This window comes from Neobacillus rhizophilus, assembly GCF_018343535.1.
Taxonomy (GTDB): Bacteria; Bacillota; Bacilli; order Bacillales; family Cytobacillaceae; genus Neobacillus; species Neobacillus rhizophilus.
In genome coordinates, this window is record NZ_JAGYPF010000001.1 from 1107389 (window position 1) to 1133054 (window position 25666).

Sequence of the window (25666 nt, forward strand, 5' to 3'; positions counted from 1 at the left end):
TCTCTATCTAAATCACTTAGGAGGATGACGCGAAACCTATTCGCTGGTATCATCTTTCTAATGTAACTATAAAAAAGCGAAAACGCTTGTGATGTCAAACCAAATTAGTATTAGTATGCACAAAAAATCATGACTTAAAAATTATGTATGAAATATTCAATAACTTTTAAAAGCTAACAAAAAAGCGGGAAAAATCCCGCTTCTGTAAACTAACGACGTAGACCAAGCTTATTGATTAACACGCGGTAACGTTGAACATCTTTGTTACGCAGGTAAGTCAAAAGATTACGACGTTTACCAACCATTTTCAAAAGACCACGGCGTGAGTGATGATCTTTCTTGTGAGTACGTAAGTGCTCGTTCAAATTGTTGATTGATTCTGTAAGGACAGCGATTTGAACTTCAGCAGATCCTGTGTCGTTCTCATGAGTTTTATACTCATTGATGATTTCGTTTTTACGTTCTTGTGTGATTGCCATCCAGGTTCACCTCCTATTTCTCAATCCCCTCATGCCGAGCAAGCGTCGGTGATTCGACTTGCCAAGCAAAGGTTCATTTAGTACGTATTTAAGAATACAATGTTTTGTCGCAAAATGCAAGTTCAATCCATCATATATTATAGGAAAACTTCTCTTCTTCTATACATCAAGTAGCTTGTGTTTTGCCGCAAAATATTCCAAAGCCTTATTTTTATCTTTTTCAATTTGCTTTACAAGCTCTTCTATTCCAGAAAACTTTTGTTCATTTCGTAGGAATAGATGCCACTCAATTACGGCATCCTCCCCATAGATATCCTTATGAAAATCAAATAAATGAACTTCAATCGACAGCTTGACTGCCTCCTTATTAAAGGTAGGCTTATAGCCAACATTGCAAACACCATTATGCATAATGCCGCTAACCATCATCCTTACCGCATAAACACCTGTAGGGGGAATAATGTATTCATCATTTAATTCAATATTTGCCGTCGGAAAACCAATGGTCCGTCCGCGTTTATCGCCATGGACGACATGCCCTGAAGTTGTGTAATACCTTCCCAAAAGGTGCGAAAGTTCCTCAACAGTCCCTTCTTTAAGAAGTCGGCGAATTCTGGTCGAGCTCACCTTTTCGTTCCCCTCGGTAAATTCCGGTATAACAGAAAAGGTAAATTTCTCTCTTGAGTGAAATGGAATGGTCTCCATCGTCCCTTTGCCCATCCGGCCGTAGGTAAAATCAAAGCCTGCGGTCGCGTGCTGCACATTCAGCCCGATGACGTATTGATCAATAAATTCTTGAGGCAGAAGATTGGCAAATTCAACGGTAAAGTGAACGACAAAAAGATAATCAATACCCATTCCCTCGATAATTTTGATTTTTTCTGCTAATGGGGTAATGGATTTTACATGCTTTTCATTTTTCCCTAAAACCACTGAAGGATGAGGGTCAAAAGTCATGACTGCGCTTGACAGTCCTTGTTCATCAGCTTGCTTCTTTGCTTCAAGTATTACCTGCCTATGTCCGCGATGCACGCCATCGAAATAGCCAAGGGCCATTGATAAGGGAGGCAGCGCCCGCAGATCTGACACATTTAGTGGAAAACTTAATCTTTTTACTTCCAACTGAAACTCACCTTTTCTATACAGGAACCTTTATTCGAGTTCATTTCTTAGAACCTTCATCGGCTTTAAGAGGCCTTGCTTATTGGGATGCTTTGCATAGATAGCAAGCGCCAGCCCTTCAGCCGTTTCGGCAATAATAGGTCCGTCACAAGTTTTTAAATTCTCTGGAATTTCTAAAAGTGCACCGTTTTTCACTTTCTCTGCTACTTTATCATTAATCCGCATTTTCGGCAAATGAGAAAGTGCCGATTCCAATGGTCGTAAAACCTGTGAAATGCTCCCTTCAGCCATAAACCTTTCCACTTCTTCAAGCGTTAGGCAATCAGTAAGCGTGAACGAAGCCGATTGCGTCCTTACCAATTTCGACATATGCGCTGGAAACCCCAAGGCCTCACCAATCATGACAGCCAAGGTTCGAATATAAGTGCCTTTACTGCAACTAACCCGAAAGCGGAAGCTGATGGTTTCGCCAGCAAATTCAGTCCTCTCATCCATAAGGTTAATCGAATAAATCATTACTTTCCTCGATGGGCGTTCCACCACAATCCCTTTTCGGGCATATTCATAAAGACGGACCCCATTCACTTTAACGGCGGAATACATTGGCGGTGTTTGCTCAATTTCGCCGGTTAACGACTGCAGTACCTTTAGAATTTCTTCGCGGCTGATGGTCCGGTTAACCATTTTCTTTTCTACCACTTCACCAGAAGCATCTTCCGTTGTCGTGGAAAAACCAATGGTTACTTCCCCTTCATACGCCTTGCCTGCATCTGTAATATACTCGGCTATTTTTGTCGCTTTCCCGATACAGATTGGGAGAACTCCGGTTACATCAGGGTCAAGTGTTCCAGTATGACCGATTTTCTTTGTTTTTAAGATTTTCCGTAATTTAAAAACACAATCATGAGAGGTAAGCCCCGCCGGCTTCAATAATGGTAAAATGCCTTCCAATTTTCACAACCTCTTTCCTGTTATCCCCGAAAAAAATGGATAGACTTTTTCGTCTATCCATTTTCCTCATTTGTGAGGATATGCAAACTATTTGGTATAAGATGAGTTATTCTTCTTCATTTTTTTCCATCGGGCTTCCGTCGGAATGTAAATCATGAAGAAGTGTTTCGATGCGATTCCCATAATCAATGGATTCGTCGAATTCAAAGATAATTTCCGGAGTTTTGCGAAGGCGAATACGATGGCCGATTTCGCTTCGAATAAATCCTTTTGCTTTTGCAAGGCCTTTAAGCGTATTCTCCTTCTGTTCATCATCACCCAATACCGAAATAAAAACTTTAGCTTGCTGCAAATCGCCTGTTACCTGAACGTCTGTAACGGTCACAAAACCAATCCGAGGATCTTTTATCTTGCGTCCGATAATGTCACTCAGTTCTTTTTTCATTTGCTCTCCAACACGATTTGGTCTGTGGCTCATTCAATTCACCTCTTCATTTAAAGCCATTCCATTTCGGTGACTGTTCTTTCTATCTCTGGAAATGAGTCAATTAGTTTTAATGCATTCTGCAGCTCATGCTCTGTTGAGACCCGCGCTGCTGTAACAGCGACAATGGCTATTTTTGTTCGCTGCCAGACATCGTGATAATCAACCTCTGCTGCTGACACATTAAATTTTTGTTTTAAACGAGTTAGAATTCGCTGTAAAACAGCTCGCTTCTCTTTTAAGGAATGTGCTTCGTAAATGATGCATTCACAAACGGCGGCGCCGATTATCATTTCCGCTCGATTTCCTCCATTACAAACGCTTCAATAATATCTCCCTCTTTAACATCGTTAAAGTTCTTAATGGTGATACCGCATTCGTAGCCTTGGGATACTTCCTTGGCATCATCCTTGAAGCGTTTTAAGGCATCAATCTCACCTTCAAAAATAACAACCCCATCACGAATGACACGAATACCGCTATCACGGGTAATTTTTCCGTCGATTACATATGAACCGGCAATCGTTCCGACCTTTGAAACTTTAAATGTCTGGCGGACCTCAGCCTGACCGATAACTTTCTCAACAAATTCCGGATCAAGCATACCCTTCATGGCCGCTTCCATCTCTTCAATGACTTTATAAATAATGCGGTGCAAACGGACATCTACTTTTTCCGCATCTGCTGCACGTTTGGCATTCACGTCAGGACGAACATTAAAGCCGATGACTATGGCGTTTGAAGCAGCCGCGAGCGTGATATCAGATTCGTTAATGGCACCTGTTCCATTATGGATAATTTTGATGTTTACACCTTCGACATCAATTTTTTGCAAGGAAGCAGCTAACGCCTCTGCAGAACCTTGAACGTCTGATTTCAAAATGACATTCAGATCCTTCATTTCTCCCTGCTTTAATTGTTCAAAGAGATTGTCTAGGCTGACACGGGTTTTTTCACCGCGCTGGGCAACCAATGCGATTTGAGCACGTGATTCTCCAACTTGACGGGCTGTTTTCTCATCGTCAAATACAACGAAGCGGTCTCCAGCCTGAGGTACATCACTTAGTCCGGTAATTTCAACCGGTGTAGATGGACCTGCATCCTTAACCCGGCGTCCTAAATCGTTCACCATTGCCCGTACACGTCCGAATGTATTACCGACGACAATTGGATCGCCAATTTTTAGCGTTCCATTCTGAACAAGCAAGGTTGCAACGGATCCGCGTCCTTTATCCAATCTAGCCTCAATGACAGTTCCTACTGCATTCCGTTTCGGATTTGCTTTATATTCTTCTACTTCACTTACTAACAGGATCATTTCAAGAAGACTGTCGATTCCCTCACCTGTTTTAGCGGAAAGCGGAACAAAAATAGTATCCCCGCCCCAGGCCTCGGCTACTAAACCGTGCTCAGTAAGCTCTTGCATAACCCGGTCGGCATTTGCTGCTGGTTTATCCATTTTATTAACAGCAACAATAATCGGAACTTCAGCTGCCTTAGCATGGTTAATTGCTTCTACTGTCTGCGGCATAACTCCGTCATCAGCAGCAACCACTAGGATTGTAATATCTGTAATTTGCGCACCACGGGCCCGCATTGTTGTAAACGCAGCGTGTCCAGGTGTGTCAAGGAATGTAATTTTCTTACCGTTTTCGATTACCTGGTAGGCACCAATATGCTGAGTGATTCCGCCTGCCTCTCCCTCGGTAACTTTTGTATTTCGGATGGAGTCAAGCAAGGTTGTTTTACCATGGTCAACGTGTCCCATGATTGTCACAACAGCAGGGCGTTCCACTTGGTTTTCCGCTGTATCCTCTGTGAAGTAAATTTCTAAATCGGTCGTATCAACTTTAATTTCTTCTTCGACCTCGACACCATACTCACCGGCAATTAATTCAATCGCATCTTTGTCTAAATCCTGATTGATTGTTGCCATGATGCCAAGCAGGAACAGCTTTTTGATTATTTCAGAAGGCTCTCTGTGCAGCTTCTTGGCCAGTTCTGCAACCGTTAAAGATTCACTGAAGGTAATTTTAGCTGGAAGCTCCTTCTCTTTCTTCTTTTGCGGCGCTTGGGATTGCTGCGTATGGTTTTGTTGATGATTCCGCTTCTTATTTTGTTGATGATTACGATTTTGTTGTTGATTATTATGGGGACGATTTTTGTTTTTCCCAGCTTGAAATGCTTTATTTTCTTTGGATTGAAATTCCTGTTCATGTTTTTTGCCTTCTTTGGCTTTTGGTGCTCCCGGAGCAACCTTTACTTTGGAAGGCACGACAAGTTTTTCATCATCTTCCTCATAAGCCTTTGGCGTCGTTTTAGTCTGCACCTGAGGCTTTGTCTGAACCTTTTGCTGAGTTTGTCGACCATTGTTATTGTTATTGTTTCGGTTTTGTTCGGCTGTATTTCCAGTCTTTTTCTGCTGCTCTTTAGTTTCCTTTTTATTGTAGGCAGCATCAAGCTTTTTAATATCTGATGATTCTAGAGTTGCCATATGATTTGAAACCTCTATGTTCATTTCTTTTAATTTTGTAATGATTTCTTTACTAGATAGGTTATGTTTTTTTGCATACTCATAAACACGCATTTTACTCATTATTTTCACCCCCGCAAGATTTAATCGAGCACTTGTTTAAGTTTTTTGGCAAATCCATCATCCAAAACGGCTGCCACAACGCGGGCCTCTTTGCCAATCGCCTGGCCAAGAAGGTAACGATTTTCAACCATTTTAATTGGAACCTCATACGAATTACATTTGTCGGTAATTTTTTTTGTCGTATTTTGAGATGCATCTGCGGATAATAAAACGAGCTTCGCATTTCCACTGCGGATTTGCTTAACGGTCAGCTCCTCACCTGATATTACTTTTCGTGCTCGATTGGCCAGTCCAAGTAATGACATCCATTGGTTTTCGTTCATTTAGACGACCCGTTCTCCTTCTCTATCAACTCTAAAAGCTCATCATATAACGATTCGGAAATCGTAACCTCTAAATGGTTTGCCAAAATATTCTTTTTCTTTGCCAAGAGGACGGCATCTTTTTCCTTTGAAAGATATGCACCCCTGCCCGATTTTTTTCCAGTTAAATCGACGGATACATCTCCTTCTTTTGAGCGAACGATGCGAACGAGTTCTTTTTTCGGCTTCATTTCACCAGTGGCCACACATTTCCGCATAGGAACTTTTTTTCTTGTGTTCACCATCATTCACCTCTGCTCTAATCTAATTCTTCATCGTTAAAATCGTCAAAATCGGTATCGGCCCCATCATCGAATAGACGAATTGTTTCTTCACGAGGATAAATCCCCATTTCACGAGCCTCAGATTCTGATTTAATATCAATTTTCCAGCCTGTTAATTTAGCCGCTAAACGGGCATTTTGGCCGCGTTTCCCGATTGCTAAGGAAAGCTGATAATCTGGCACGACAACCGTCGTCGCTTTTTCTTCTTCATTTACTGAAACATCCAGCACTTTCGATGGGCTGAGCGCATTGGCGACAAAAACAACAGGGTCATCAGACCATTTTACAATATCGATTTTTTCGCCCTTTAATTCGTTAACAACTGCTTGAACACGGGCACCCTTCGGACCAACACAGGATCCAACTGGATCTACCTCAGGGTTATCGGAATGAACTGAAATCTTCGAACGGTCGCCTGCTTCACGGGCAACGGATTTAATTTCTACCGTCCCATCATAGATTTCCGGCACTTCGATTTCAAATAAACGTTTTAATAATCCCGGATGAGTCCTTGAAACAAATATTTGAGGCCCTTTTGTTGTTTTTTCTACCTTAGTAATAAATACTTTAATTCGATCATGCGGCTTATAACGTTCATTTGGCATCTGCTCATTGATTGGGAGCAGAGCTTCTATTTTACCAAGGCTGACATAAATAAATTTTGAATCGAGCCTTTGGACGATACCAGTCATGATATCTTCTTCACGGTCAATAAATTCAGAATAAATAATTCCTCTTTCCGCTTCTCTGACTCTTTGTGTCACAACCTGTTTAGCAGTTTGGGCAGCAATTCGGCCGAAATCCTTCGGTGTAACTTCCATTTCGACGATATCCTCAACTTGATAGTTTGGATTGATTCTTGTCGCATCTTCTAAGGAAATTTCAAGACGTGGATCAAACACTTCGTCCACTACTTCTTTACGTGCAAAAACACGCATTGAACCAGTTTCCAGGTTTAAATCAATTCTGACGTTTTGCGCTTGATTAAAATTGCGGCGGTAGGCCGAGATAAGTGCTGCTTCAATGGCTTCAATTAAAACATCCCTGGAAATACCTTTTTCTCTTTCCAGGACAATAAGAGCATCTATTAATTCGCTGCTCATTTGAGTATTTCCCCCTATTCTATTGTATTTTTCTAAGTTTAAGAAAACGTTACAGCAAGCCTTGCATTTGCCACTTTTTCGTATGGAATTTCAATCGTTTTTTTACGGGTTTTTATTTTCACTTCGATTGTAACAGTTTGACCATCGAAAGCTAAGAGAGTCCCTTCAAAACCTTTTTCACCATCAAGGGGCTCATAAGTTTTGATAAAAATATTTTTCCCGATTGCTTTTTCAAAATCTTTATCCTTCTTTAAAGGGCGTTCTGCACCTGGCGATGATACTTCAAGAAAATAGTTATGAGGAATTGGATCCACTTCATCAAGTTTTTCACTAAGTCGTTCACTGACAATTCCGCAGTCTTCAATATCAACGCCTGTGTCTTTATCGATATATACGCGAAGGAACCAGCTTTTTCCTTCTTTAACGTATTCAATTTCTACTAATTCTAAGCCAAGCTCTTGAAAAATAGGTGCAGCCAGTTCTTCAACAACCTCGGTGACTTTACTCATGCCCTACCTCCTTTTCCAGCAATATCTTCTATGTAGCTATGCAAGTTTAAAATACTGATGAAAAACTATCCTAAACAACACGAAAGAGTGGGAGAATCCCCACTCTTGTACACGAGAGTATGTCTTAGTATTTCCAATAAAACTATAACATAACCATGAATTAGTTGCAAATATTATCAAAAGCTGAAGCGCCTTGCACAGGGGCGACAGGCATAAGACGAGCCGGCGAGAAGGCTGTTCTTTAGCCTTCTTGACGGATTGGCTTATGACCCCGAGCCCCTAGGCGCTGAAGCTAGAGTCAGAAAAGCGGAAGGTTAAAAGAGCGAAAGCTGGTTTTGCTCAGGCAATGCGCCTAGGCAGCCTTGCTTGTCCAGATACTCAAGGATTGTTTTGGAAACCTTCCCTCTTTGCTGGAGGTCTTCTTTCGATAGAAATTCTCCATCTCCGCGGGCATTAACAATATTTACGGCAGCATTTGTTCCCAGCCCAGGAATGGAGTTGAACGGCGGAATTAACGTATTTCCTTCAATAATAAATTCCGATGCATCCGATTTGTACAAATCATAATTCTGGAAGGAATAGCCGCGTTCAGTCATTTCAAGCGCAAGCTCCAACACCGTCAGCAGGTTTTTCTCCTTGTTCGATGCTTCCAAACCCTTCGCATTTATTTCGCCAATTTTCGCACGGATGGCCTCAGAGCCGCGCGTCATTGTTTCTAAATCAAAGTCCTCTGCCCTGACAGTGAAATAAGCAGCATAATAAAGAAGGGGAAGATGAACTTTAAAATAGGCAATCCTTACAGCCATCAAGACATATGCAGCCGCGTGGGCTTTCGGGAACATGTACTTAATTTTTTTACAAGAGTCAATGTACCATTCCGGTACCTCGTTCCTTCTCATTTCCGCTTCCATTTCTTCCGATAATCCTTTTCCTTTACGGACGGATTCCATTATTTTGAAAGCGAAGGATGGCTCAAGTCCCTGATAAATTAGGTAAACCATGATATCGTCCCGGCAGCCGATTACTTCACTAAGGGTACAAGTCTTATTCTGAATCAATTCCTGCGCATTTCCGAGCCAAACATCCGTACCATGTGACAAACCTGAAATCTGAACAAGTTCTGAGAAGGTTGTTGGCTTTGTATCTTCAAGCATTTGTCGAACAAACCGGGTACCAAATTCGGGAATGCCTAGCGTTCCCGTTTTACACATGATTTGTTCTTCTGTTACACCTAGGGATTCCGTTCCGCTAAATATTTTCATAACTTCAGGGTCATCCGTAGGGATTGTTTTTGGATCGATACCGCTCAAATCCTGTAGCATCCTGATCACTGTCGGGTCATCGTGTCCGAGAATATCAAGCTTTAGAACGTTATCGTGAATGGAATGGAAATCAAAATGGGTCGTTTTCCATTCCGAATTTCGATCGTCAGCCGGAAATTGGATTGGCGTAAAATCGTAAACGTCCATATAATCAGGAATAACGATGATACCGCCGGGATGCTGACCAGTTGTTCTTTTTACACCCGTACAGCCAGAAGCAAGCCGTTCCACTTCGGCGCCGCGCATTTGTAGATTGTTATCCTGCTGATAGGCCTTTACATATCCGAAAGCTGTTTTATCGGCAACCGTACCTATTGTCCCAGCACGGTAAACATATTCCTCTCCAAAAAGGACCTTTGTATAGTTATGGGCACGGGGCTGATATTCACCGCTGAAGTTCAAATCAATATCGGGAACCTTATCTCCTTTAAAGCCAAGGAAGGTTTCGAACGGGATGTCATGGCCATCTTTTCGATATTTTGTGCCGCAATGTGGGCAATCCTTATCAGGCAAATCGAAGCCTGAACCGACCGATCCATCATTAAAAAACTCTGAATGCTTACAGGATGGACAAATATAATGCGGCGGCAATGGGTTAACCTCGGTAATTTCCGTCATCGTTGCGACAAGTGAGGAACCGACCGATCCACGCGATCCGACCAAGTACCCATCATCCAAGGACTTTTTAACAAGCTTATGGGAAATCAAATAAATAACGGCAAATCCGTGCCCGATGATACTTTTCAATTCCTTTTCCAAACGGGCTTCAACAATTTCTGGAAGCTCTTCGCCGTATATTTTCCGGGCCATGGCATAACTCATTTCCCGCATTTCCTCATCGGCACCTTCAATTCTCGGTGTATACAAATCATCCTTAATTGGCTTAATGACGTCAATCATATCCGCAATTTTATTTGTATTTGTGACGACGATTTCCTTTGCCTTTTCTTTGCCTAAGAATGAAAAGGCATCGAGCATTTCATTTGTCGTTCTAAAATGAACATCCGGAAGTTCATGACGGTTCAGCGGGTTAGCACCGCCCTGTGAGTTGATTAATATTTTTCTGTAAATCTTATCGTTTTCGTTCAAGTAGTGAACATTGCCCGTAGCCACAACCGGTATTCCAAGCTTGTCTCCAAGCGCAACGATGTTGCCGATAATTTCCTCAAGCGCCCGTTCATCACGGACCAGTTCCATTTCTAGGAGCGGAGCATAGACCTGTTTTGGCATGACCTCGATATAATCATAAAAGACTGCTGCAGACTCCACTTCGTCTGGAGACTTTTGCATCATTCCCTCGAATACTTCTCCCTTATCACAGGCGGAACCAACAAGGATGCCTTCGCGGTATTTTTGCAGCACCGACCGTGGAATTCGCGGCACACGGTAGAAATATTCAATATGGGCAATGGAAATGAGCTTAAATAAATTTTTTAAGCCGTGCTCTGTCTGCGCCATCAGTGTGCAGTGGTACGGACGGGCCCTTTGATAAGCATTTCCTTTTCCCATGTGATCATTAAATTCATCATGGTAATTTATCTCTTTTGCCTGTGCATCCTTCAGCATCTTCATTAACAAATATCCGGTCGCTTCCGCATCATAAATCGCTCTATGGTGCTGTGTCAGCTCGATATCAAATTTTTTGGCCAAGGTATTTAAACGATGGTTTTTTAATTCTGGATACAGGAAACGGCCCAATTCCAGCGTATCGATGACAGGGTTTTTGGCTTTTCCAATACCAATTTTTTTATAACCGACATTCAAGAATCCCATGTCAAAGGAAGCATTGTGTGCAACTAAGACCGCATCCCCAGTCCAGTCAAAGAATTTCTGTAAAACCTCAGCTACTTCCGGAGCGTTTTGCACCATATCATCGGTAATGCCCGTCAGGTTGATGGTGGTCGCTGACAAGCGATGGTGCGGATTGGCAAACGATTCAAACCGATCGATGATTTCGCCGTTCCTTATCTTTACAGCAGCAAGCTCGATTATCGTATCGTATACGGCTGAAAGACCGGTTGTTTCAACGTCAAACACGACATAAGTATCTTCAGCAAGAAGCCTGTGGGCATCGTTAAAGGTAATCGGTACACCATCATCGACCAGATTCACTTCAACACCATAAAGAATCTTTATATCATTCTTCTTCCCGGCACTGTAGGCTTCCGGGAAGGATTGAGCGACGGCGTGGTCTGTAACGGCAATCGCTTTATGGCCCCATTTTTTGGCTTGGGCAATTAAAGTGCCGACAGGAGTGACGGCATCCATCTGGCTCATCGGGGTATGCAAATGCAGTTCGACCCGTTTTTCATCATCTGGAGCAGTATCTTTCCGGCCAGCAGGCTTAATCTCATTAATATCATTACCGATCATGACAAGGTCACGAACGAAAGTATCATTTTGAATGCTGCCGCGGACCTTTACCCACATTCCCTTTTTAACAAGTTGGAAAGCATTTGCGTCCTCTTTATCACGGGAGAACATTTTAACCATTATGGAACTGGTGTAGTCGGTAATTTTAAAGGTTAACAAGGAGCGGCCGCTGCGCAGCTCGCGAATATCCGCATCAAATATATAACCTTCGACGACAACTCGTCTTTCTTCATCGACAATATCAATTAAGCTGCGGTGCTCGCTGTTATCCTTAATTGTCAAACCGATTGAAAGCGGACCTTGCGGCATATCACCGCCGCCCTGTTCTTTCTCGGCATCCTGTTTCTGCATTTCGATCATTGCCATTAAGGCACGTTCTTGGTCTTCCTTTTGTTTAGCAAGTAAAAATTGTTGATATTCCTCATTATGTTCTTCACTTTTTATATCAATCTCAAAGGAAAACAGCGGGAATCCGAAGGACTGATAAATCTCACCGATTAATGGCCCATATTTACGTTTTAGGGTTAATCCCTCTGCCTCGTTTCTAACCGAAACGGTAAGCTTATTGCCACTTACTACAGGCAACTGTTCATGTAAAAGTTTAATGAGCGGCGGGGAGATTCCATCAATTTGCTGGATGCAATAGCTCCAGTATTCGCTGATTAATTCTGAGGCGTTTTCTTGATTGGTAACATTAATATCATATGATACTGCTGCAATGTTTGAAAAAGTTCGCTCGATTTGGGCAGTAAACCGCGTGAATACATTGAATGGCAGGACTTTATCCAATAAAAATTGAAAATGCCATTTTCTCGCTTTCTTTTCTACCAGTAGCCTTTCGATTTGCGCATTTTGGAAATGCATAACGACTGCATCTTCAGTTAATTGCAGCTGCTGGAGCAAGAGTTGGAATCGCTCTTTTTTGCCTAAGGCATTTTCGCTCATCCTCTCATCTCTCCCCTCTATCAAAATTCTTTTTATCTAGTCTATTTCAGAAAGTAATTATACCATATCATCCGAAAAGATTCGGGTTAATTCGACAGAAACCTTTATCCATTTTTAGCAAAAAAATTTCACTCAATTTCTTTAACAATTCATCGCGTTAATTTGTTTTAATGTTATTAATATAAGGCTTTTCAACAAGTCTGTTGATTGGCGCTCCAGGCACTTCGCGCACCTTAGGGCGTGCCGGGGAGCCTCCTCGTCGCTAAAGCTCCTGCGGGGTCTCCCCTGCCCCGTACTCCCGCAGGAGTCTTCGTGCCTTCCGCGCAAATCAACAGGTGTTTTCCATTAGTCCTTCAACTCCAATAACATAAGTAGTGAATTTATTTTTTAAGCCAAATGTCGTTGGTTTTTAGGCTTAAACTTCCATGATGCAGTTCCACATCATTCTACGATTAGTTGGAATCGTCAACACCTCTTTAAAGGTACTAATATCTTTCAGGATGTTTTTGCTGAAATTAATCTTCTAGCAATGAAACACAAAATGGTTGGGGGACGTGCATTATTTACAGATTCAACTCATTTAAAGGCAAACCCCAATAAACATAAGTTTAATGTGTGTTGCAATACTTAGGTTGATTTTCCCCCCTGTTGATTGGAGCGGAGGGCACTCGACTCCTGCGGGATATAGAGGTCACTGGAGACCCCGCAGGCGCTTTCATCGCCGAGGAGGCTTCAGGACCTCCCCGCGGAAAGCGAGTGCCTGGAGCGGAAATCAACAGGCCAGTTAGCAGGAATAAACAATAAAAGTTTAGTAATTAAGGTTTTGACAAAAAAAATGCCGAGAAAAATACCCTTTCTCGACAATCTGAAGGGGCCTTATAAAGGTCCCTTCTTTATTATTTTAAGAAAAATCTTTGGATATCGTTCCAGGTCACAACCAGCATCAGCAGCATTAGCAGAGCGAAGCCGATAAAGTGGACCATTCCTTCCTTTTGACGGTCAATCGGTTTGCCTCTAACTGCCTCTACTGCGAAGAACATCAGCCTTCCCCCGTCCAATGCCGGGATTGGCAGTAAGTTCATAATCCCAAGGTTGATACTTAAAATTCCGGCCCACTTCATGAGGTAGAAGATCCCCGATTTGGCCACTTCATCCGTGGAAACATAAATTCCGACCGGGCCTGATAAGGCATCAATGGAAAATTGTCCGGTTACTAATTTGCCAAGCATAACAAAAATCTGCGTTGTCCAGAAATAGGTTTCTTTGGCGCCTGCTGTAACGGCTTGGACTGGCGACTTTTCAACTGGGCTGTAAACACCGATAATCCCCATTTTTTTGCCTTCCACCGTTTTCTCATTAGGCGTAACTGATATATCCATTTCCTTTCCGTTACGTACAATTGAAAAATCAAGCTTTTCGTTTGGATTTTTGCGGATAATTTCAACAACATCAGACCAGCTGCTAATTTCAGAGCCATCGATACTTTGGACAATATCCCCTTTTTGTAGTCCTGCTGCCTTCGCGGCACCATCCGAGGTAATCTCACCCAGTTTCGGATCGTTAGTCGGTACTCCCTGCAATAAAGCAATGATAATAAATACTACAAATGCCAATACAAAATTCATCATCGGGCCCGCAAAGATGGCCATAAATCTTTGTCCTAACGTTTTAGAAGCAAATTGCCGATCCAATGGTGCGATTTGTGATGCCACGCCATTTTCAACAATGACTGCCTTTGGATGAATCGTAAAGGTTTGCAAATTTTCATCGTCATCCTCTGGGTACCCTTTGATGATTAGGTCCTTTTCAATATCTGCATATTCAACCTCAACAATACGGCAATTTGGATACTTTTCTTTATTATTCAAGATAAGCTTGGTTGCTTGGCCGTTCTTATCAAATAATAGTCCAATTCTATAGCCAGGTTTTATTTCAACCATTTCCGGATCTTCGCCAGCCATTCGAACAAATCCGCCGATTGGCAATAGACGAATAGTGTATGTGGTTTCCCCTTTTTGGTGGGAAAAAACCTTCGGACCCATCCCAATCGCAAATTCGCGGCAAAGGATGCCTGCCCGTTTTGCAAATATAAAATGTCCTAATTCATGAAAAAAAACGAGTGCGCCAAATATCACAATAAAGGCAATGACTGTACTCAATAATAAAACCACCTTTTTATTTGGTTTAGAAAGTACCTTTAGACCTCAATATCTGTCTGTCGCCCTTGGTCAAGGCGCTTATTAACTTTATAGCAATGAATTTACAAACTGTCGCGTTTCCTTGTCAACCTCTTGGATTACACTTAGACTCGGATTTTTGGTTGTTTGATGAGCGCTTAATGCCTGCTCAATCAAGTCTTCTATTTGCAGGAAGCGAATCTTTCCTTCTAGGAATGCTGCGACTGCCGCTTCATTTGCTGCATTCAAAACAGTTGGCATCGTTCCACCGATTTTCCCAGCTTCATAGGCAAACTTCAAACAGCGGAACCTTTCCATGTCCATTTCCTGGAAATGAAGGGTGCCAATTTGCGCCAAATTTAAGCGGTTCCCTGTGGTAAGAGGCAAACGATCCGGATAGGTGAGCGCAAATTGGATAGGTACTCTCATATCCGGTGTTCCCAGCTGTGCAATCACGCTTGTATCATGGAATTCGACCATGGAATGAATAATACTTTCCTTGTGAAGCAATACATCAATTTTTTCATAACTGAGTGAAAACAGCCAATGCGCTTCTATTACTTCGAGTCCCTTATTCATCATGGTTGCCGAATCAATCGTGATTTTCGCACCCATCGACCAGTTAGGATGATTTAATGCTTCCTCAACTGTCACTTTCTCTAGTTCACTGCGGGCGCGGTCACGGAAGCTGCCGCCGGAGGCAGTTAGAATTAAGCGTTCAATGTTTTTCTCTTTCTCTCCTTGCAGCGCTTGAAAAATGGCCGAATGCTCGCTGTCTACCGGGAGAAGTGCCACATTATTTTTCTTCGCTGCTTCAATCACTAAATGTCCGGCCGTCACCAGCGTTTCTTTATTGGCAATGGCTATTGTTTTCCCGCATTCAATCGCCTGCAGAGTCGGGTTTAACCCTACGCTGCCGAGAACGGCATTGACAAGAATATCGGACTTGTCATAAACCGCTGCCTCAATTAGCCCTTCCTCGCCAAACGTAAACTTGTTTTTCGGGAATTCTGCTTTTAATGTATTATAATCAGCCATCGTTTGTACAGAAACAAGCTCAGGCTGAAATTCCGCAATTATTTTTCGCGTTAAATCGATGTTTTTGCCAACGGAAATGGCAGCTAATTTAAACTCTTCAGAGTGCTCCCGGATAATATCCATGGTTTGGGTACCGATGGACCCGGTCGCCCCCAGTAAGCTAATTGTCTTCAAACTAGTCAACTCCTAAAAAGAAAAGCCTTTTTACCAAAGGTGGAAAAAATGCAATAATGGCAACACAAATAATAAACTGTCAAACCGGTCTAGAATGCCTCCATGTCCCGGTAAAATGGTCCCTGAATCCTTTACATTAAAATGGCGTTTATAGGCAGATTGGACAAGGTCCCCGATTTGTCCAAAAACAGATAGAACGATGGTCATGCCTATTAGTGTTACAATCCCTGCATTCATTTCGCCAAAAACACCAAACAAAATAGCCACTACAGCGGCACAAATAATACCGCCAATCGAGCCTTCAACCGTTTTGTTAGGACTGATTTCCGGCCATAATTTCTTCTTGCCCATTGCCTTACCAATAAAGTAAGCCCCTGAGTCCGTTGCCCAAATGATGAATAAGGAATAAAAAATATACACAAGACCAGCTTCTCGCGTTTCCATGAAATAATAAAAACCAATACCTGTATAAATTGCCGAAAGCACTGTAAAAGCGGCATCCTCAAAAGTAAAACTATTTTTTGTAATGACTGTATAGGTCAATAACAATAGGATAAACGCAATGCCTAGCTCCGTTTTTGAATAGTAAAAGTCCGCCATTATTTCATTATATTGTGCAGGGAATAAAATAACCCAAAGGAAAAGCAGAGAAAGGAACCCGTATGGAGAAAAGATGCTCAAGCCCTTCATCCTTAATAGTTCATATAGTCCAATGGTTGCGAGCAAATAAGTCAATAATACGAACGGAAGCCCGCCGTAAAATACAATTGGCAAAAAAAGTGCCGCTGCTACGACTCCTGTAATAATTCTTTGTTTCATTTACTGTTTCAACACCTTTTTTGACTGCAAATTTATATACCTCCAAATCGACGCTGGCGCTTTTGAAACACCTCGATCGCCTCTAACAAATGATCCTCACTGAAATCAGGCCACAACACATCAGTAAACCAAAACTCCGAATAGGCTAACTGCCATAACATAAAATTGCTTAAGCGAATTTCGCCGCTTGTCCGGATTAATAGGTCAGGATCTTTGAAATTGGAAGTCATTAGATAGGAGGAAAATGCCTCCTCATTTAAATCGGTTTCCTTCAGTATGCCACTATTATAATCATTTAAGACTTGCTTGACCGCATCAAGAATCTCAGCCCTGCTTCCATAATTCAAAGCAAAGTTTAATACAAGTCCTGTATTATTCTTTGTTTGTTCCATCGCCTTTTCAATGGCATTTAAAGTATGTTTTGGCAGTTGATGCTTATAGCCCATCATTTTCACTTGAACATTATTGGCCACCAATTCTGGAAGGAAGGTCCCTAGGAATTCCTCTGGAAGCTTCATAATATAATCCACTTCATTTTTTGGCCTTTTCCAATTCTCTGTTGAAAAAGCATACAATGTCAGCACTTTTAGCCCAAGGTCATTGGCCAGCATAGTTGTTTTTCGGACAACCTTCATTCCTTCATGATGACCGGCAATGCGCGGCAGTGCCCGTTTTTTAGCCCATCGGCCATTTCCATCCATAATAATGGCCACATGTTCCGGTACCGGCAATTTTTTAATTCCTTCAATTTTATCTCGGAGTGTGGAAGAGTTATTTTGGTTCTTCCAGATTTTTATTTTATTTAACATGGCAAGCGCTCCTCCATTATTAGCTTTCCTCCGATAATAAACTTCATCGAACTTGTTATAGTATGTAATAGATTGGAATCCAGCATGCCTATATCATACCAAAAAAGAAAAAAGATATCTCATTTCATACTATGTAAAATAGAAAGAATTAAGAATAATGTCAAACAATCCTAACTTATGTATTTTAAATTTTTTCTATTAATAGTGAAAAAACCCCCTAAAAAGAGGGTCATTCTTAACTATTTAAGTTACACTTCCATAATTTCTTTTTCTTTATCTTTTGTGATTTGATCAATTTTATGGATGTGGTCATCGGTAAGTTTTTGAATATCATCAGAGTAACCGCGCAGGGCGTCTTCTGTGATTTCACCATTTTTTTCAAGCTTTTTCAACTCATCGTTGGCATCGCGGCGAACGTTGCGGATCGCGATTTTCGCTTCTTCTGATTCCTTTTTCACCACTTTTACCAATTCTTTACGGCGCTCCTCTGTTAATTGAGGAATTGCAAGCCGAATGATGGAACCATCATTGGAAGGATTTAAGCCTAAATCAGATTTCAGAATCGCTTTTTCAATATCGCCAAGGATCGTTTTATCATATGGCTGGATGACCAATAGCCGGGCTTCAGGAGTCGAGATTCCCGCCAGCTGATTAACAGGCGTTGGCGCACCGTAATAATCGACCGTAATTCGATCTAAAAGCGAAGCACTCGCTCTGCCGGCACGAATGCTGGCAAGCTCGCGAGTATAAGCTTGAATTCCTTTTGTCATTCTTTCTTTTGCGGAATTGATGACTTCTTTTGCCATTAGTTTTTCCCCCTAACAATCGTTCCGATTTTTTCACCCATAACGGCCCTTTTGATATTGCCCTGCTCCATGATAGAAAAAACAATTAGTGGAATATCATTATCCATACATAGGGATGATGCTGTTGAATCCATAACTGCCAAGCCTTCCTTTAAAACATCCAGGAATGAAAGGTCATCATATTTTACAGCGTTGGAATCAACACGTGGGTCAGCAGAATAAACACCATCGACATTATTCTTCGCCATCAAGATAACTTCCGCATCAATTTCCGCGGCTCTTAAAGCAGCTGTTGTATCTGTCGAAAAGTACGGATTTCCAGTTCCTGCTGCAAAAATGACTACCCGTTTCTTCTCCAAGTGTCTGATTGCACGGCGTCTTATGTATGGTTCTGCAACTTGGCGCATTTCAATTGAGGTTTGTACCCGTGATTCAATCCCTAAGTGCTCTAAACTGTCTTGTAAGGCAAGAGAGTTCATTACCGTTGCCAACATCCCCATATAATCGGCAGTTGCCCGGTCCATCCCCATTTCACTGCCAATTTTACCACGCCAGATGTTGCCGCCTCCGACAACTACGGCCACTTCTACATCAAGCTCAGCAATTTCCTTTACTTGAGTGGCAATTGATTTGATGATAGATGGTTTAATTCCAAAGCCCGAATCACCAGCAAGAGCCTCTCCGCTTAATTTTAACACAACGCGTTTGTACTTAGGACCGCTCATATAAACCTCCATAAAAAATTCTAACTTTTTTTCGTCTTAAAAAATAGGGAACACAGCGTGTCCCCTATTCAAACATCAATTACAAAAACTTCAAACCTGTTAGCCCGAGAATAATTGACTATTTTTTATTCACTTGGTTCATTACTTCTTCAGCAAAGTTATCTTCACGCTTTTCGATACCTTCGCCTACTTCGTAGCGAATGAATTCACGGATTGTAGCGCCCTTAGATTCAACAAATTGGCGAACCTTTTGATCAGGATTTTTAACGAATGCCTGGTCAAGAACACAAACATCTTCAAAGTATTTGCCGAGGCGGCCTTCAACCATTTTAGTCACGATATTTTCAGGCTTGCCTTCGTTAAGGGCTTGCTGAGTTAATACTTGACGCTCATGCTCAACTTCTTCTTGAGACACTTGGTCACGAGAAACATATTTAGGATTTAACGCAGCGATGTGCATAGAAACATCTTTTGCAGCATCTGCTTCTGTAGTACCTTCAAGCACAGTTAATACAGAAATGCGTCCGCCCATATGAAGGTAAGCACCAAATGCATCATTGTCAGTCTTAGAAACTACTGTAAAGCGGCGAAGAGATAGTTTTTCGCCGATCTTTGCGATTGCCGCATTGATATGGGCATCAACTGTTGCGCCGTTTTCCATTGTTTGAGTTAATGCTTCTTCCACTGTAGCAGGCTTGTTCTTAAGTAAATGTTCAGCAAGCTCCTTTACAAGTGTTTGGAAGCCCTCGTTTTTCGCAACGAAGTCAGTTTCGGAGTTTACTTCTAGGATAACAGCATCGTTGCCATTTGTTGAAATGGAAGTTAAGCCTTCTGCCGCAATACGGTCTGCTTTCTTCGCAGCTTTTGCGATACCTTTTTCGCGTAGGTAGTCAATGGCTTTGTCCATGTCACCGTCTGATTCTGTCAACGCTTTTTTGCAATCAAGCATACCTGCGCCAGTTTTTTCACGTAATTCTTTAACCATTTGAGCAGTAATTGCCATAATTTAATATCCTCCTTCAATTAACTATGTATTCATATCTTTACCAATGAGACCCGGGTTAAACTTTCATTCTCTAAAAAAAGGTGATAAAGGGTCTCCCTCTTATCACCTTTTTTAGATAAGGCTATAAATTTACGCTTCTACAGCTACTTCTTCGCCTTGTTTTGCTTCTAAGATAGCATCCGCCATTTTGCCAGTTAATAATTTAACAGCACGGATTGCGTCGTCGTTTGCTGGGATAACAACATCGATTTCATCCGGATCGCAGTTTGTATCAACGATACCTACGATAGGAATGTTCAATTTCTTAGCTTCTGCTACTGCAATGCGCTCTTTACGAGGGTCGATGATGAACAATGCATCTGGAAGCTGTTTCATATCTTTGATTCCGCCTAAGAATTTCTCAAGGCGTTCTTGTTCTTTCTTAAGTTGAACAACTTCTTTCTTAGGTAATACTTCAAAAGTACCGTCTTCTGACATTCTTTCAATATCTTTTAAGCGGCCGATACGCTTTTGAATTGTTTCAAAGTTTGTTAATGTACCACCTAACCAACGTTGGTTAACATAGTACATACCAGAACGAGCTGCTTCTTCTTTAACAGAATCTTGAGCTTGTTTCTTTGTACCAACGAAAAGGACTGTACCGCCTTCTGCAGCAAGTTCCTTAACCCAGTTATAAGCTTCTTCTACCTTCTTAACTGTCTTTTGAAGGTCGATGATGTAGATGCCGTTACGCTCTGTGAAGATATATTTCTTCATCTTTGGGTTCCAACGGCGAGTTTGGTGTCCGAAATGTACACCAGCTTCAAGCAATTGCTTCATAGAAATGACTGACATGTTTTTTCCTCCTAATGGTTTGTTTTCCTCCGCTTATCTCATCTTTAAGCAGGACTTAAAGTTAAGCACCATCTGCCTAAATCAACAAGCGTGTGTAATAACACCATGAAATAATATAGCACATGGCCATTAAACAATCAAGGTTTTGTTTCAAAAAAAATTCCCGGCTCCTGCCGGGAATCCATTAAAACATTAATGTGATTTTAATTTTTCAAGCTCGACCAAGAACTTGTCATTAAGAACTTTAATGTAAGTTCCTTTCATACCAAGGGAGCGGGATTCAATAACTCCAGCGCTTTCGAGCTTTCTTAAAGCGTTAACAATAACGGAGCGGGTAATTCCTACACGGTCTGCAATTTTTGAAGCGACTAATAACCCTTCATTACCGTTTAGCTCTTCAAAAATATGTTCAATGGCTTCTAGCTCACTGTAAGATAAGGAGCTGATGGCCATTTGCACAACAGCTTTGCTTCGTGCTTCCTCTTCAATTTCCTCAGATTTTTCACGAAGGATTTCCATTCCAACAACAGTTGCACCATATTCAGCTAAGATTAAATCGTCATCATTGAACTTATCATGCAATCTTGCCAGGATCAAAGTACCAAGACGTTCACCGCCGCCAATAATCGGAACAATTGTTGTTAAACCTTCCTGGAATAAATCCTTATTTTCCACAGGGAAAGCTGTATATTGACTATCCACATCTAAATTCGGGGATGTTTCGGTAATTGAGAACAAATTGTTTGTGTATTCTTCCGGAAATTGACGATCCTCGAACATTTTTTTCATACGTTCGTTTTCGATTTGCTGATAAATAGTAATACCAAGCAATTTCCCACGGCGGCTGACGATGTAAACATTTGCTTCAATGGTTTCACTTAATGTTGCTGCCATTTCTTTAAAGTTTACCGGTTTGCCTGCTGCCTTTTGCAACAAAATATTAATTCTTCTTGTTTTTGTAAGTAAATCCATCTGTTTCTTCCTCCTAAATAACTACAACCATTATTAAATTTTTATTGGTAATACGATTTTTGCAACGTATTAGGTAACAAGATAAGAACTTAAAGAATAAATTGACTCAAATCTTTGTTTTTCGATATAGCGCCTAGCTTCTCGTCAACATATTGAGGTGTTATGGTGATTTTATCCATCGTAATATCCGGCGCTTCGAAGGATAGATCCTCTAATAGTTTTTCGAGGATCGTGTGAAGCCGTCTGGCACCGATATTGTCGGTATTTTGATTCACTTCAAATGCTACTTCAGCTATTCTACGAATAGCTTCGTCAGAAAATTCAATTTGTATACCCTCTGTTTCCAATAATGCCTGATATTGCTTAATTAAGGCATTGTCTGGTTCGATTAAAATCCTAAAGAAGTCCTCGACTGTAAGCTTTGTCAATTCCACCCGGATTGGAAAACGCCCTTGCAATTCCGGGATCAAATCGGAAGGCTTCGCCATATGAAAGGCACCCGCCGCAATGAATAAGACATGGTCGGTTTTAATCGGGCCAAATTTTGTTACCACCGTGGAACCTTCAACCACTGGCAGAATGTCCCTTTGCACACCTTCTCTGGAAACATCAGCCGATGAGCCGCCATGATTTTTGCTGGCTATTTTATCAATTTCATCAATAAAAATGATTCCGTTTTGCTCAGCGCGATAAATGGCTTCTGATGTTACTTCATCCATATCAATCAGCTTCGCAGCTTCTTCACTCGTTAATACTTTTCTTGCTTCTCGAACAGTAAGTTTTCTTTTTTTGCGCTTTTTCGGCATGAAGCTGCTTAGGGCATCCTGCATATTCATCCCCATTTGTTCTATACCTGAGCCTTGGAGCATGTCAAACATGGAAGGCGCCTGCTCTTCCACTTCAACCGTGACAATTTCATCCTCCATTTGACCAAGAGCCAATCTTTCTTTGACAATCTTTCTTTTTTCCTGGACAGAAAAATCCTCTTGGTGTGTTTCCTGCTCGTTTGCAGTGTTCCCGCCGCCAAATAACATTTCGAGCGGGTTTTTATAGTTAGATGATTTTTTTGCTGATGGAACCAATAGGTCAACAAGTCTGCTGTTTGCATTTTCTTCAGCACGTTCTTTCACGCTTAGCATCCGTTCTTCCTTTACAAGACGGACAGATGTTTCTGCCAAATCACGAACCATGGATTCTACATCACGACCGACGTAACCGACTTCGGTAAACTTCGTTGCTTCCACCTTAATAAATGGTGCACCGACAAGCTTGGCAATTCTCCGGGCAATTTCCGTTTTCCCAACTCCAGTCGGGCCAATCATTAAGATATTTTTAGGGATAATTTCATCTCGAAGCTTATCGTCCAGAAGGCCCCTTCTGTATCGGTTTCTTAGGGCTACCGCAACGGCTTTCTTCGCATCCTTTTGGCCGATAATATATTGATCCAGCTTTTCAACAATTTGCCGGGGGGTTAAATTGGTTGTTCTGACCATTATTTTTAGCTCCTTCCCGCTATAGCTCTTCCACGATAATATTATGGTTTGTATAGACGCAGATTTCAGCAGCGATTTCTAACGATGCTTTCGCAATTTCCCTAGCCGATAAATGATCTCCGGCATATTTCTTTAATGAGCGACCTGCTGATAATGCATAGTTCCCGCCTGATCCAATTGCAAGAATTCCATCATCGGGCTCAATAACTTCACCTGTGCCGGACACAAGCAGCAAACTTTCACGATTCATCACAATCAGCATAGCTTCCAGTTTTCTTAGGACTTTATCACTTCGCCACTCTTTTGCAAGCTCAACTGCTGCTCTTTGAAGATTCCCGTTAAATTCCTCTAACTTTCCTTCAAACAATTCAAAAAGAGTAAAAGCATCTGCTACAGAACCAGCAAAGCCTGCCAATACCTTCCCATTAAATATCTTTCTAACCTTACGAGCTGTATGTTTCATCACAACAGCGTTGCCCATGGTAACTTGGCCATCACCTGACATTGAGCACTCGCCATTATGATGGATGGCAAATATCGTGGTGGCATGAAATTGTTCCATTAAGATATCCTCCCTCATTTTTGGAGTTTTTTCTTTTAGTTCAAAGCAAAGTATGTAAAAAAACCCTTACAAGATAATTATGAAAACTGTATTCATTTATACCCCGGGATGTTTTTTTCTATACATTTTTCTTCACCTTTTGCTCAGCTATGAACATAACAAAATCACTATAAAAAAGCTGAATAAGTCCCTTAGTATTTTGCGCAATTCCTGTCCAGTTGTAAATAACGAATCAAAAATGTTAACAAAACATTCACAATTATCAACATTTTCTATCACAAGGGCTTCTAAATAGTATCACAATTCGATAGCCCTTGCAATAAATTTTACAAAACCTTCACAAAGTTCTGAATTGTTTCTAACGCTCTTTTTGCATGCTGTAAATTCCGTTCTTGCTTTCCTTTTATTTTCACAGGCAGTTCTGGAAATAATCCAAAATTGGCATTCATCGGCTGAAAATTTTTCGGGTTTGCAGAAGTAATATAACGTGCCATACTGCCGATTGCCGTTTCAGCAGGGAATTCTACAGTTTCCATTCCCGTCGCGAGCCTTGCAGCATTAATTCCCGCGATTAAACCGCTTGCAGCAGATTCCACATACCCTTCAACACCCGTCATTTGTCCAGCGAAAAATAAATTTTCCTGGTTTCTAAATTGGTAAGTTGCTTTTAGCACTTTTGGTGAGTTGATAAAGGTATTGCGATGCATTACTCCATAGCGAACAATTTCAGCATTTTCAAGACCCGGTATTAATTGGAGCACTTCCTTCTGCGGGCCCCACTTTAAATGGGTTTGAAAACCAACAATATTATACAGTGTACCTGCTGCATCGTCCTGCCTTAACTGAACAACTGCGAAGGGTCTTTTACCTGTCTTTGGATCCTCTAGCCCGACTGGCTTTAATGGACCGAACAGCATGGTTTTCTTCCCTCTTGCTGCCATTACTTCAATCGGCATGCAGCCTTCGAAAAAGATTTCCTTTTCAAATTCCTTTAAAGGGACGGTTTCAGCTGAGACCAAAGCTTCATAAAAACGATCGAATTCCTCTTCCGTCATCGGACAATTTAAATATGCTGCCTCCCCTTTATCATAGCGGGATTTTAAATAAACTTTATCCATGTCAATGCTGTCTTTTTCGATAATCGGTGCCGCTGCATCATAAAAATATAAATAGTCTTCATTTGTTAAACTTTTCAGTTTGGCCGATAAATCCGGACTTGTTAATGGGCCAGTTGCGATGACCGTTAGTCCCTCCGGAATATCTGTGACTTCTTCATGGATGACTGTCACATTTTCATGGTTTTTCACCATTTCGGTAACTTTTGCCGCAAATTCATGACGGTCAACAGCCAATGCCCCTCCGGCCGGAACACTGCAGGCATCAGCAGCAGCGATAATTACGGAATCAAGCCTTCTCATTTCTTCTTTTAATACACCGACTGCATTTGTTAATGTATTAGCTCTAAGCGAGTTACTGCAGACCAGTTCGGCAAATTTATCTGTATGATGGGCTGGAGTTTGTTTGACTGGTCTCATTTCGTAAAGACGTACCTTTACACCGCGCTTGGCGAGCTGCCACGCTGCTTCGCTGCCTGCCAAACCGGCACCTACAACGTTTACTGTTATATCCATGTTAATCCTCCTTAAACATTCAAATATTAAATATGTCCTTACTTTTTACCATTCCCTCGAATTCAGTCCATCTTGCATTTTACTATACGA

At 41.5% G+C, this 25666-nt stretch carries 23 protein-coding genes and 1 pseudogene; 1 reads left to right on the forward strand and 23 read right to left on the reverse strand.

The window, feature by feature from the left end; genetic code table 11:
- Positions 1-209: 209 nt before the first annotated feature.
- The 11 genes from rpsO to KHA99_RS05170 form a co-directional block, all read right to left on the reverse strand.
- Positions 210-479, reverse strand: coding sequence for a 30S ribosomal protein S15 (gene rpsO / locus KHA99_RS05120; protein ID WP_213116319.1), 270 nt, complete (start codon positions 477-479; stop codon positions 210-212).
- Between the two features lie 159 nt (positions 480-638).
- On the reverse strand, positions 639-1601 hold the full coding sequence (gene ribF, locus KHA99_RS05125) for a bifunctional riboflavin kinase/FAD synthetase (protein WP_213116320.1): 963 nt from the start codon (positions 1599-1601) through the stop codon (positions 639-641).
- A gap of 30 nt (positions 1602-1631) precedes the next feature.
- On the reverse strand, positions 1632-2552 hold the full coding sequence (gene truB, locus KHA99_RS05130; protein WP_213116321.1) for a tRNA pseudouridine(55) synthase TruB: 921 nt from the start codon (positions 2550-2552) through the stop codon (positions 1632-1634).
- Positions 2553-2658: 106 nt separating this feature from the next.
- Positions 2659-3030: a 30S ribosome-binding factor RbfA gene (rbfA, locus tag KHA99_RS05135; RefSeq protein WP_213116322.1), complete on the reverse strand. Its 372-nt coding sequence runs from the start codon at positions 3028-3030 to the stop codon at positions 2659-2661.
- Between the two features lie 17 nt (positions 3031-3047).
- Positions 3048-3326 carry a DUF503 domain-containing protein gene (locus KHA99_RS05140; RefSeq protein ID WP_213116913.1) on the reverse strand — a complete coding sequence of 93 codons (279 nt, stop codon included), beginning with the start codon at positions 3324-3326 and terminating at the stop codon, positions 3048-3050.
- Positions 3326-5632, reverse strand: coding sequence for a translation initiation factor IF-2 (gene infB, locus KHA99_RS05145; protein ID WP_213116323.1), 2307 nt, complete (start codon positions 5630-5632; stop codon positions 3326-3328). The genes KHA99_RS05140 and infB overlap by 1 nt, the downstream gene beginning before the upstream one ends.
- Before the next feature lie 20 nt (positions 5633-5652).
- Positions 5653-5955 carry a YlxQ family RNA-binding protein gene (locus tag KHA99_RS05150; RefSeq protein ID WP_213116324.1) on the reverse strand — a complete coding sequence of 101 codons (303 nt, stop codon included), beginning with the start codon at positions 5953-5955 and terminating at the stop codon, positions 5653-5655.
- Entirely contained in the window at positions 5952-6236 is a 285-nt protein-coding gene (rnpM, locus tag KHA99_RS05155; RefSeq protein ID WP_213116325.1) for an RNase P modulator RnpM, read from the reverse strand. Before rnpM ends, KHA99_RS05150 begins: the two co-directional genes overlap by 4 nt.
- A gap of 17 nt (positions 6237-6253) precedes the next feature.
- Positions 6254-7381, reverse strand: coding sequence for a transcription termination factor NusA (gene nusA, locus KHA99_RS05160; protein WP_213116326.1), 1128 nt, complete (start codon positions 7379-7381; stop codon positions 6254-6256).
- A 38-nt stretch (positions 7382-7419) separates the two neighbouring features.
- Positions 7420-7890, reverse strand: a complete 471-nt coding sequence (gene rimP, locus KHA99_RS05165) for a ribosome maturation factor RimP (RefSeq protein ID WP_213116327.1) — start codon at positions 7888-7890, stop codon at positions 7420-7422.
- A 314-nt stretch (positions 7891-8204) separates the two neighbouring features.
- Entirely contained in the window at positions 8205-12530 is a 4326-nt protein-coding gene (locus tag KHA99_RS05170; protein ID WP_213116328.1) for a PolC-type DNA polymerase III, read from the reverse strand.
- A gap of 400 nt (positions 12531-12930) precedes the next feature.
- On the opposite strand from KHA99_RS05170, the pseudogene KHA99_RS05175 reads away from it, so the two are divergent.
- Positions 12931-13140 (forward strand): annotated as a pseudogene (locus KHA99_RS05175) (transposase); the annotation flags it as partial.
- 286 nt (positions 13141-13426) lie between these two features.
- Here the strand turns inward: KHA99_RS05175 and rseP are convergent.
- The 12 genes from rseP to trmFO all read right to left on the reverse strand — a co-directional run bounded on the left by rseP (position 13427) and on the right by trmFO (position 25576).
- A complete protein-coding gene (gene rseP, locus KHA99_RS05180; protein WP_213116329.1) occupies positions 13427-14689 on the reverse strand; it encodes an RIP metalloprotease RseP in 1263 nt (420 codons plus the stop codon).
- Positions 14690-14776: 87 nt separating this feature from the next.
- The gene (gene dxr / locus KHA99_RS05185) at positions 14777-15919 is read right to left on the reverse strand and encodes a 1-deoxy-D-xylulose-5-phosphate reductoisomerase (protein WP_213116330.1); all 1143 of its coding nucleotides are present in this window, start codon (positions 15917-15919) and stop codon (positions 14777-14779) included.
- Between the two features lie 30 nt (positions 15920-15949).
- On the reverse strand, positions 15950-16738 hold the full coding sequence (locus KHA99_RS05190; RefSeq protein ID WP_213116331.1) for a phosphatidate cytidylyltransferase: 789 nt from the start codon (positions 16736-16738) through the stop codon (positions 15950-15952).
- A 32-nt stretch (positions 16739-16770) separates the two neighbouring features.
- Positions 16771-17547, reverse strand: coding sequence for an undecaprenyl pyrophosphate synthase (gene uppS, locus KHA99_RS05195; protein ID WP_213116332.1), 777 nt, complete (start codon positions 17545-17547; stop codon positions 16771-16773).
- A gap of 248 nt (positions 17548-17795) precedes the next feature.
- Positions 17796-18353, reverse strand: coding sequence for a ribosome recycling factor (gene frr, locus KHA99_RS05200; RefSeq protein ID WP_213116333.1), 558 nt, complete (start codon positions 18351-18353; stop codon positions 17796-17798).
- A complete protein-coding gene (pyrH, locus tag KHA99_RS05205; RefSeq protein WP_213116334.1) occupies positions 18353-19078 on the reverse strand; it encodes a UMP kinase in 726 nt (241 codons plus the stop codon). The genes frr and pyrH overlap by 1 nt, the downstream gene beginning before the upstream one ends.
- Positions 19079-19196: 118 nt before the next feature.
- Positions 19197-20081 (reverse strand): translation elongation factor Ts, encoded by an 885-nt coding sequence (gene tsf / locus KHA99_RS05210; RefSeq protein WP_213116335.1) that lies wholly within the window; start codon positions 20079-20081, stop codon positions 19197-19199.
- 132 nt (positions 20082-20213) lie between these two features.
- On the reverse strand, positions 20214-20918 hold the full coding sequence (rpsB, locus tag KHA99_RS05215; RefSeq protein ID WP_213116336.1) for a 30S ribosomal protein S2: 705 nt from the start codon (positions 20916-20918) through the stop codon (positions 20214-20216).
- 192 nt (positions 20919-21110) lie between these two features.
- Complete coding sequence (codY, locus tag KHA99_RS05220; protein ID WP_213116337.1) at positions 21111-21890, reverse strand: GTP-sensing pleiotropic transcriptional regulator CodY; 780 nt, start codon at positions 21888-21890, stop codon at positions 21111-21113.
- A gap of 89 nt (positions 21891-21979) precedes the next feature.
- Positions 21980-23383, reverse strand: a complete 1404-nt coding sequence (gene hslU / locus KHA99_RS05225) for an ATP-dependent protease ATPase subunit HslU (protein ID WP_213116338.1) — start codon at positions 23381-23383, stop codon at positions 21980-21982.
- A gap of 19 nt (positions 23384-23402) precedes the next feature.
- Complete coding sequence (gene hslV / locus KHA99_RS05230) at positions 23403-23945, reverse strand: ATP-dependent protease subunit HslV (RefSeq protein ID WP_213116339.1); 543 nt, start codon at positions 23943-23945, stop codon at positions 23403-23405.
- Between the two features lie 326 nt (positions 23946-24271).
- On the reverse strand, positions 24272-25576 hold the full coding sequence (gene trmFO, locus KHA99_RS05235) for an FADH(2)-oxidizing methylenetetrahydrofolate--tRNA-(uracil(54)-C(5))-methyltransferase TrmFO (RefSeq protein WP_213116340.1): 1305 nt from the start codon (positions 25574-25576) through the stop codon (positions 24272-24274).
- Positions 25577-25666: the final 90 nt, after the last annotated feature.

Bases quoted from the DNA above. Each gene is read 5' to 3' on its own strand.
- rpsO (WP_213116319.1), bottom strand. From the start codon at position 479: ATGGCAATCACACAAGAACGTAAAAACGAAATCATCAATGAGTATAAA.
- rbfA (WP_213116322.1), bottom strand. From the start codon at position 3,030: ATGAGCCACAGACCAAATCGTGTTGGAGAGCAAATGAAAAAAGAACTG.
- infB (WP_213116323.1), bottom strand. From the start codon at position 5,632: ATGAGTAAAATGCGTGTTTATGAGTATGCAAAAAAACATAACCTATCT.
- KHA99_RS05150 (WP_213116324.1), bottom strand. From the start codon at position 5,955: ATGAACGAAAACCAATGGATGTCATTACTTGGACTGGCCAATCGAGCA.
- nusA (WP_213116326.1), bottom strand. From the start codon at position 7,381: ATGAGCAGCGAATTAATAGATGCTCTTATTGTCCTGGAAAGAGAAAAA.
- rimP (WP_213116327.1), bottom strand. From the start codon at position 7,890: ATGAGTAAAGTCACCGAGGTTGTTGAAGAACTGGCTGCACCTATTTTT.
- KHA99_RS05170 (WP_213116328.1), bottom strand. From the start codon at position 12,530: ATGAGCGAAAATGCCTTAGGCAAAAAAGAGCGATTCCAACTCTTGCTC.
- KHA99_RS05190 (WP_213116331.1), bottom strand. From the start codon at position 16,738: ATGAAACAAAGAATTATTACAGGAGTCGTAGCAGCGGCACTTTTTTTG.
- uppS (WP_213116332.1), bottom strand. From the start codon at position 17,547: ATGTTAAATAAAATAAAAATCTGGAAGAACCAAAATAACTCTTCCACA.
- frr (WP_213116333.1), bottom strand. From the start codon at position 18,353: ATGGCAAAAGAAGTCATCAATTCCGCAAAAGAAAGAATGACAAAAGGA.
- pyrH (WP_213116334.1), bottom strand. From the start codon at position 19,078: ATGAGCGGTCCTAAGTACAAACGCGTTGTGTTAAAATTAAGCGGAGAG.
- tsf (WP_213116335.1), bottom strand. From the start codon at position 20,081: ATGGCAATTACTGCTCAAATGGTTAAAGAATTACGTGAAAAAACTGGC.
- rpsB (WP_213116336.1), bottom strand. From the start codon at position 20,918: ATGTCAGTCATTTCTATGAAGCAATTGCTTGAAGCTGGTGTACATTTC.
- codY (WP_213116337.1), bottom strand. From the start codon at position 21,890: ATGGATTTACTTACAAAAACAAGAAGAATTAATATTTTGTTGCAAAAG.
- hslU (WP_213116338.1), bottom strand. From the start codon at position 23,383: ATGGTCAGAACAACCAATTTAACCCCCCGGCAAATTGTTGAAAAGCTG.
- hslV (WP_213116339.1), bottom strand. From the start codon at position 23,945: ATGGAACAATTTCATGCCACCACGATATTTGCCATCCATCATAATGGC.
- trmFO (WP_213116340.1), bottom strand. From the start codon at position 25,576: ATGGATATAACAGTAAACGTTGTAGGTGCCGGTTTGGCAGGCAGCGAA.